This is a genomic window from Pseudoflavonifractor capillosus, from assembly GCF_016902575.1.
GTDB lineage: Bacteria > Bacillota > Clostridia > Oscillospirales > Oscillospiraceae > Enterenecus > Enterenecus capillosus_A.
The window spans coordinates 123965-130247 of sequence record NZ_JACSNZ010000005.1 but is presented as its reverse complement, the minus strand read 5'-3'; the positions used below and the strand labels follow the sequence as shown (position 1 = coordinate 130247).

The following is a 6283-nucleotide window of genomic DNA, read 5'->3' as shown; positions in this document are numbered from 1 at the left end:
GACTGGGGGAGGGTGGACAACTGGAGGGGAATGTGCTATAATACCTGGAGTCGATTCTGAAAAAACGTAAAAAAATCCAAGCTATATGATGAAAAAAGTGGGAATTGACAGAAGTTTTAGGACTGGAAGCAAGTAAAAGGTAGATAACATGGACGAGTATTCGTCCCAATTCATCGGAGGTACCCAATATGTCAGAGATGAATCAACATCGGCCCTCACCTGAGCGCAGGCCCAGGCGTCGACATGACACATCCCGGACCCAGGACCACAGCACAGAGCATGCTGGCCGCACCCGGCACAAAGCAGGGCAGGCGCAAGGCAGCGGCTCGGGTGGCAAGAAACAGCAGACCCAGTGGTCTGCCATCGCCCTGCGTGTGGGCAAGGTCGTGGGAACGCTTCTGCTGCTGGGCATCGTGACAGGAGCTTTTATGGCCTGCTATGCGGCAGTGTATATCAAGTCGGTCATCATTCCTGAGGCCAGCCTGGATCTGTCTTCGTATACCTTAAATGAAAACTCCGTCATCTACTACCCCAATGACAGTGGTGAGTTGGTGGAATTGCAGACCCTGGTGGGAGCGGAAAATCGCCAGTGGGTGGATTATGAAGACATTCCCCAGGACCTCATCAACGCTGTGGTGGCGGTGGAAGACAAGCGCTTTTATGAGCATAACGGCGTGGACTGGTACCGAACGGCCGGCGCTTTCGTGAATATGTTCATCGGTATGCGAAATACCTTCGGTGGTTCCACCCTGACCCAGCAGCTGGTGAAGAACATCACAGAGTACGATGACGTCACCGTCAAACGTAAGATCCTGGAGATCTTTACCGCCCTGGAGATGGAGAAGAACTATTCCAAGGAAGACATCATTACCTACTATCTCAACGAGATCTATCTGGGACAGGGCTGCTACGGTGTGCAGTCTGCTGCACAGGTGTACTTCGGGAAGGATGTGTCTGAGCTGTCTCTAGCCGAGTGCGCCTGCCTGGCCGGTATCACCAACAACCCCTCCCTGTACAGCCCCTACTCCACGTTGAAGGTGACTCGTTATCAGTGCTCTGAGTGCGGGAAATACTCCCTGACAAAGGACGATGTGTGTTCCGAGTGTGGAGCGAAGAATAGCTTTGACGACGGGACTGTATGGACGGCTCGGGACTACAACAAGAGCCGTCAAGAGACCATTCTGAATCTGATGGCGGACCCGGATACCATGGGGGACAAGGTGTATGATGCCCAAGTGATCCAGGAAGCCAAGGAGCAGAAGCTGGTGTTCCGCAGCGACTGGGACGAAGAGACAGAGGCTCAGCATAATGCCAACACCAGCACCCAGACCATCTACTCCTGGTATGTGGAAGCGGTCATTGATGAGGTCATCAAGGACTTGATGGAGCAGACACACCTCTCCAAAGAGGTGGTAACCAAGATGGTGTATAGCGGCGGCTTGCAGATCGTGGTACCCTACGACCCAGATGTCCAGGCAGCTGTGGATGCAGTTTACAATGATGCCAGCAACCTGAACTATGTCTCCCCCAGCGGACAGAAAATGAAGTCCGGCATTACCGTGGTGGACAACAGCACCGGCTATGTGGTGGCCATCGGGGGAGATGTGGGTGAGAAGACCATCAACCGAGGCTGGAGCTATGCCACAGATACCGTGCGTCAGCCCGGTTCGTCCATTAAGCCTTTGGCAGTCTATGCTCCCGCCCTTGAGGAGGGGCTTATCACACCTGTCACCGTCACCGACGATGTGCCCCGGTGGATGGGGTCCTACTGGCTGAAAAACTCTCCCAACCGCTATCGTGGTCTGACAACAGTGCTGGAAGGTGTCACTCAGTCTATCAACACCATCTCTGCCAACGTTATGGAGATGTTGACGCCCCAGAAGTCCTTTGAATATATGACAGAGACGTTTGGCATTTCCACCATGGTGGAGGAGCGAGTGCTGGAGAACGGAGAGGTCAAGTCGGACGTGGGCATGAGCCAGCTGGCCATTGGTGGTCTGACTGACGGTATCTCCACGTTTGAGATGGCGGCGGCATACGCCACCTTCCCCCGCAATGGTGCCTTTACAGAGGCCACCACCTATCTGAGCGTAAAGGATCACAACGGTGAGATGCTCATTGACAACACACCGACGACTGAGTATGTGTTGAGCCAGCGCACCACCTATTATATCAACCAGATGCTCAGCAACGTAGTAAGCAATGGTACCGGTACCGCTGCCCGTATCTCTGGCCAGACTGTGGCTGGTAAGACGGGTACTACCGATAATGCTGTGGACCAGTGGTTTGTGGGCTACACAAGCTACTACACCGCCGCTGTGTGGAATGGTTATCCCAACAACGAGTCTGTGGGTGGTTTGTGGCCCAGCCCCTCCGCCAAGCTGTGGCAGAAGGTTATGAGCCGGGTGCATGAGAACCTGCCTCAGAAGTCCTTCTCTGAGCCTGCCGGACTGGTGAGTGTGAGCATCTGTAAGGACTGCGGCAAGCTGGCCACTGAAAGCTGCTCCCAGGATGTCCGGGGCAGCCGAGTCCAAAACTTCACCTTGCTCAGCAGCGATGTGCCCACCCAGCACTGCACCTGCCATGTGCCTGTGTCCATCTGTACTGCTTGCCCCATTCTCAATGCAAATGGCAAGGAAACAGGTGCCTACCACATTGCCGGGCCTTATTGCCCGGAGGAGTCGGTGAAGCAGGTTTATATGGTGGACCACCAGCGGGAAGCTGCTGGAAACGGAGCAACGATCCTGGATACCTACGCACTGATGTCTATTTATGACGGAATGGAAAATAACGGGGCATGTACCATTCACACCGAACCGGTTGCAGCCCCGTCCCCGTCCCCCTCGGTGCAACCCAGTGCCCCGATGACCACACCCGATCCCACTGTCAGTGAGGACCCAGACGTGGAGCCCAGCAGTGCGCAAGAGCCGGAAGACTGACGAGGTTGGTTTGCCCATTCGTATAAAAATACTCCCTGGTTCAAAACCGGGGAGTATTTTTTTGCATCCCATACTATTCATACAGAAACATTTCGATAAGATGGTTTAATTTTGTGTAAAATATAATAAAAAAGCAAATTGCCATCTGTCCGCCCGTGTGATACAATAGACCACAACAGGAAGACATCAGCAAAGTGCTCTGCGAAAGGGAGGATCAAATTTATGTCGCAAAGACCCAGGTATTTCATCGTAGAGGCTTCAGCTCTGCCGGAAATTTATTTGAAGGTGGCAGATGCCAAGCGAATGTTGGAGACAGGGGAGGTACAGACGGTGAATGCGGCTACACAGCGTGTAGGCATCAGCCGGAGTGCATTTTACAAATATAAGGATGCTGTACGTCCTTTTCGGGATATGCTTCACGGTCGGATTGTCACCATTCAGATTCTGTTGCGCAACCAGCCGGGAGCACTTTCGGGCGTTTTGAATATGTTTGCTGATTGGGGAGGTAATGTGCTCACCATCAACCAGGCCATTCCCGGCGGGGAGTCTGCGGCGGTGACTCTGGGTCTGGAGACCTCGGGATTGAGCATGGAACTGGAAGACTTATTGGCCACATTGCGGGAACTGCCGGAGGTGCTGCGGTGTGAAGTGTTGGCCGGATAAAAATGATAATGAGGTGAATGACGTGGTAAAGGTAGCGATTTTAGGCTATGGCACGGTGGGGTCCGGCGTGGCCCAGGTGCTGTATGAAAATAGAGACTCCATTGCCCGCAGTGTGGGAGATCAGGTAGAGGTTAAGTACATTCTGGATGTGCGGGATTTTGACTGCTCTCCCTATGGGGGCAAGTTTGTGAAGGACTTCTCCGTCATCGAGGAGGATGAAGAGGTCGCCATCGTGGTGGAGACCATTGGCGGGGCTGCCGTGGCTTTGAACTTCACGCAGCGTGCCTTGCGGGCAGGGAAACATGTGGTGACCTCCAATAAGGAGTTGGTGGCCTGCCACGGTCTGGAGCTGACCCGGCTGGCTCAGGAAAAGGGTGTTTGCTACCTCTTTGAGGCCAGTGTGGGAGGCGGTATTCCCATCATTCGTCCCCTCACGGTCTGCCTGGCAGCCAACCAGGTGGAGGAAATCTGCGGCATTCTCAACGGCACCACCAACTATATCCTTACCCGCATGATCGGGGCGGGACTGTCTTTTGAGGCTGCCCTGAAGGAGGCACAGGAGAACGGCTACGCCGAGCGGGATCCGTCGGCGGATATTTTGGGCTATGACGCCTGCCGGAAGATTTGTATTCTGGCTGATTTGGCCTTTGGAAAGAACGTGGATCCACAGCTGGTGCCCACCGAGGGTATCACCGGGATCTCGCTGGCCGATGTGGACTACGCCGACGGGGCTGGGAAGAAGATCAAACTGTTGGGTCGTGCAGTACGTCAGGCAGACGGCCGGGTGTGTGCCTATGTGGCGCCCCATCTGGTGGATGCAGGGCACCCCATTGCCGGGGTGGACGACGTATTCAATGCGGTGTTTGTCCGAGGCAATGCCGTGGGCGATGTGATGTTCTATGGCCGTGGTGCCGGCAAGCTGCCCACCGCCTCGGCTGTGGTGGCAGATGTGATGGATATTGCCCGCAGCAAGGGGAATCGCAGTCCCATCACATGGGAGCAGGGAGATGCTGCCTTGGTGTGTGGCACGGAGGAACTGGCCAGCCGCTTCTATGTGCGGGTCCAGGCGTCTGCGGATGCCCTGCGCAGTCAGGTGGGTGAGGTGAAGCTGCTGGCCCGCAGCGGAGCTGTGGCTGGAGAAGCGGCAGGAATCACCGAAAAAGCCATGACCGAGGCACAGCTGAGGGAAAAGCTCCGTGGGATGACCGTACTGTCCCTGATTCGTGTGCTCAACTAAACGGAAAACTCGGCATAGAATGGGGCGGAGACACGGCCCGAAAGGATGGAGAGAGTGATGGCACTGATCGTACAAAAATTTGGAGGATCTTCCGTGGCAGATGCCCAGCGGGTGCGCAATGTGGCCCGCATCATCACGGAGACATATCAGAAGGGAAATAGCGTGGTGGTGGTGCTGTCAGCTCAGGGTGACACCACCGACGATTTGATTGAAAAGGCCCTGGAGCTGAATCCCACCCCCTCCCGTCGGGAGATGGATATGCTTTTGTCTACCGGGGAGCAGATTTCCTGCGCCCTGTGCGCCATGGCCATTGAGAACATGGGGTACCCCGTGGTGTCCCTCACCGGGTGGCAGGCAGGGTTTCATACCAACTCCGGCTACACCAATGCCCGCATCAAGCGGGTAAAGCCGGATCGCATTCTGGAAGAGCTGGATAAGCGTCGTATCGTCATTGTGACCGGCTTCCAGGGGATCAACAAATATGGGGATATCACCACCCTGGGCCGGGGCGGCTCGGATACCTCGGCGGTGGCGCTGGCTGCGGTGCTCCATGCAGATCTGTGTCAGATCTACACGGATGTGGACGGCATCTACACGGCTGATCCTCGCATGGTGCCCACAGCCCGTAAGTTGGATGAGATCACCTATCAGGAGATGCTGGAGCTGGCCACGCTGGGGGCGCAGGTCCTGCATAACCGGTCGGTGGAGATGGCAAAACGGTATGATGTGGAGCTGGAGGTGCTCTCCAGCTTTTCCGGTACACCTGGTACAAAAGTCAAGGAGGTAGTCAAGCGCATGGAAAAGTCTCATATCAGCGGTGTGGCCAAGGATAAGAACATTGCCCGTCTGGCCCTGGTTGGCCTGGAAGATACGCCGGGCATTGCCTTTAAGATTTTCTCTCTGCTGGCTCGGAACAATGTCAACGTGGACATCATTCTTCAGTCCATTGGCCGCAGCGAGACCAAGGACATCAGCTTTACTGTGGCCAAGAGTGACATGGACTTGGCGCGCAAGCTGCTGGAGGATAACCGTGAGGTGATTGCCTTCGACCACATCGATGTCTCGGACAACATCGCCAAAGTGTCTATTGTGGGTGCAGGAATGATTAACAACCCCGGTGTGGCAGCAGCCATGTTTGAGGCGTTGTTCAGTGCAGGAATCAACATCAATATGATTTCCACCAGTGAGATCAAAGTGTCCGTTCTGGTGGACATCAATGATGCCGATCGGGCGGTGCAGGTGGTGCACGATCGGTTCTACGACGAGTTTAACGGTGCGCAATAATACGAAAAGGGGTGGCCCATGGGGCTGCCCCTTTTGTGCGCTGGGGGAAAAACGGGGGAAATGGTTGCAACTATGGGGAAATAATGATACAATCAACATGTATTGCCTTGCGATGTATCGCAGGGAGAAATGAAACACAGAGCCGGGAATAATGGGGTGC

4 protein-coding genes are annotated in these 6283 nt (G+C 54.9%); all 4 read left to right on the top strand.

What is annotated here, in order from left to right:
- Positions 1 to 188 precede the first annotated feature (188 nt).
- The 4 genes from H9X86_RS03660 (at position 189) to H9X86_RS03645 (ending at position 6123) form a co-directional block, all read left to right on the top strand.
- The gene (locus tag H9X86_RS03660; protein ID WP_204900222.1) at positions 189 to 2939 is read left to right on the top strand and encodes a transglycosylase domain-containing protein; all 2751 of its coding nucleotides are present in this window, start codon (positions 189 to 191) and stop codon (positions 2937 to 2939) included.
- Positions 2940 to 3161: 222 nt separating this feature from the next.
- Positions 3162 to 3602, top strand: a complete 441-nt coding sequence (locus H9X86_RS03655) for an ACT domain-containing protein (protein ID WP_204900221.1) — start codon at positions 3162 to 3164, stop codon at positions 3600 to 3602.
- Positions 3603 to 3624: 22 nt separating this feature from the next.
- Entirely contained in the window at positions 3625 to 4839 is a 1215-nt protein-coding gene (locus tag H9X86_RS03650) for a homoserine dehydrogenase (RefSeq protein WP_204900230.1), read from the top strand.
- Positions 4840 to 4896: 57 nt separating this feature from the next.
- Positions 4897 to 6123 carry an aspartate kinase gene (locus tag H9X86_RS03645; RefSeq protein WP_204900220.1) on the top strand — a complete coding sequence of 409 codons (1227 nt, stop codon included), beginning with the start codon at positions 4897 to 4899 and terminating at the stop codon, positions 6121 to 6123.
- Positions 6124 to 6283 lie beyond the last annotated feature (160 nt).

Excerpts from the sequence above, each read along its gene's own strand:
- H9X86_RS03660 (WP_204900222.1), top strand. The coding sequence starts at position 189 with ATGTCAGAGATGAATCAACATCGGCCCTCACCTGAGCGCAGGCCCAGG.
- H9X86_RS03655 (WP_204900221.1), top strand. The coding sequence starts at position 3,162 with ATGTCGCAAAGACCCAGGTATTTCATCGTAGAGGCTTCAGCTCTGCCG.
- H9X86_RS03645 (WP_204900220.1), top strand. The coding sequence starts at position 4,897 with ATGGCACTGATCGTACAAAAATTTGGAGGATCTTCCGTGGCAGATGCC.